The 1,784-nt window shown below is 64.6% G+C and carries 2 protein-coding genes; one reads left to right on the top strand and one right to left on the bottom strand.

Annotation, left to right across the window (positions count from 1 at the left end; all coding sequences use genetic code 11):
- Positions 1-103: 103 nt before the first annotated feature.
- Complete coding sequence (gene tnpA / locus ABZ717_RS28575) at positions 104-532, bottom strand: IS200/IS605 family transposase (protein WP_358516373.1); 429 nt, start codon at positions 530-532, stop codon at positions 104-106.
- A 19-nt stretch (positions 533-551) separates the two neighbouring features.
- Here tnpA and ABZ717_RS28570 point away from each other — a divergent pair, with 19 nt between their 5' ends.
- Positions 552-1,709: a transposase gene (locus tag ABZ717_RS28570; protein ID WP_358516370.1), complete on the top strand. Its 1,158-nt coding sequence runs from the start codon at positions 552-554 to the stop codon at positions 1,707-1,709.
- The last annotated feature ends 75 nt before the right edge of the window (positions 1,710-1,784 follow it).

Genomic DNA, 1,784 nt, shown 5'->3' with positions numbered 1-1,784 from the left:
TTCAGCCTGATCTAGCGAGGAACCCCGGGCGTTCACGCCCGGGAGGAATCGCTTCTCAAGATAGCGGTGACCCGCACCAGAGCACGGGTTCGCACCGTTGACCTCAGCCTGGACGCTTCTGGTTCTCGATGTACTCCTTGATGATCGCCAACGGGGCGCCGCCGCAGGACGCAGCAAAGTAGGACGGGGACCAGAAGTGGTCGCCCCACAAGTACTTGCGAAGGTGGCCGGGGAACTCCTGGCGGAGCCTGCGGGCGGATACGCCCTTGAGAGAGCCGACCAGTCGGGAGATGGCGACCTTGGGCGGGTAGCGCACGAGCAGGTGGACGTGATCGCGTTCGCCGTTGAACTCGACCAACTCGGTTTCGAAGTCGGCACAGACGGCTCGCATGATCTCTTCGCAGCGCGTAAGGATCACGTCGGTGAACGGGCCGGGCCGGTATCTGGGTGTGAGGACCAAGTGGGCATGGAGGGTGTGGACGACCGTTCGTCCCCTGCGGATTTCGGGGTTCGGCTCCCATCGAGGGGACATGGATCTTATGGTCGTACCCATGAAGATCGTCGTGCAGGTCAAACTCTTGACGGAGGCCGACCAGGCCGCCGCACTGCGTTCCACCCTGCGCGCGGTCAACGACTTGGCCACCTGGGTTTCTGAGGTGGCATTCGTCAACGACGTGCCGCGTGAGTACGAGCTGCGCAAGCACACCTACGCCCACCTCAAAGAACAGGGTTTGGGCGCGCAGGCTGCGCAACACGTCATCAAGAAGGTGCGCGACGCCTACACCACCTTGAAGGCCAACATCCGAGCTGGGAACCTCGGCAAGGAAGGCTCCAAACGTCGCCGTAAGGCGGAGTCCAAGCCCATCGTGTTCCGGTGCGAGGCCGCCCAACCCTACGACGACCGGTGCCTGTCCTGGCGGTACGACCAGCGGACCGTGTCCATCTGGACCACGTCCGGGCGGCTCAAAAATATCCGCTACGTATGCTCCGCTGAGGCGCTCAAGACGCTCCAGGCGTACCGGCAGGGCGAATCCGACCTGATCGAGCGCGACGGCGTGTTCTACCTCGTCGCCACCTGCGAGGTTCCCGAGGCCGAGCAGTACGAGCCGGACGGCTTCATCGGCGTCGATCTCGGCATGGCCAACATTGCCACTACGTCCACCGGCTACCAGGTCGCCGGGCGCGGTCTCAACCGGTACCGTAAGCGTCAGCTCGCCTTGCGGGCCAAGCTCCAGAAGAAGCGCACCAAGTCCGCCAAGCGTCGGCTGAAGGAGCGTTCCCGCCGCGAACAGCGGCACGTCAAGAACACCAATCACATCATCGCCAAGATGATCGTGACCGAGGCTGAACGCACCGGGCGCGGCCTGGCCCTGGAAGAACTCCAGGGCATCCGCACCCGGGTACGGCTCCGCAAGCCCCAACGGGTCGCACTCCACTGCTGGGCCTTCGCCCAGCTCGCGGACTTCATCGTCTATAAGGCCAAGCGGGCCGGTGTGCCCCTGGTCTTCGTTGATCCCGCCTACACCTCGCAGACGTGCGCCGAGTGCGGCCACGTCGACAAGCGCAACCGCCTCGACCAGGGGCTTTTCATCTGTCGGGGGTGTGGGGTCGTTGCCCACGCCGATCGGAATGCTTCCCACAACATCGCCACTCGTGGCGAGAGAGTGTGGAACGCGGGGCGTGAGTCACGCGTCCCTGCCACCCCATAAGGGGTGTCTGGACGGAGGAGTCCACCCCAGCAGCCGGTTGGGCGCTACCTCCAAGCCCGGTCCTTCAGGGCCGGG

Origin of the sequence: Nocardiopsis sp. NPDC006832 (assembly GCF_040635885.1) — a bacterium.
GTDB lineage: Bacteria > Actinomycetota > Actinomycetes > Streptosporangiales > Streptosporangiaceae > Nocardiopsis.
This window is presented reverse-complemented; position numbering and strand designations above follow the sequence as displayed.

What these genes read in the sequence shown, in the direction of transcription:
- ABZ717_RS28570 (WP_358516370.1), top strand. Translation starts at nt 552, where the DNA reads ATGAAGATCGTCGTGCAGGTCAAACTCTTGACGGAGGCCGACCAGGCC.
- tnpA (WP_358516373.1), bottom strand. Translation starts at nt 532, where the DNA reads ATGTCCCCTCGATGGGAGCCGAACCCCGAAATCCGCAGGGGACGAACG.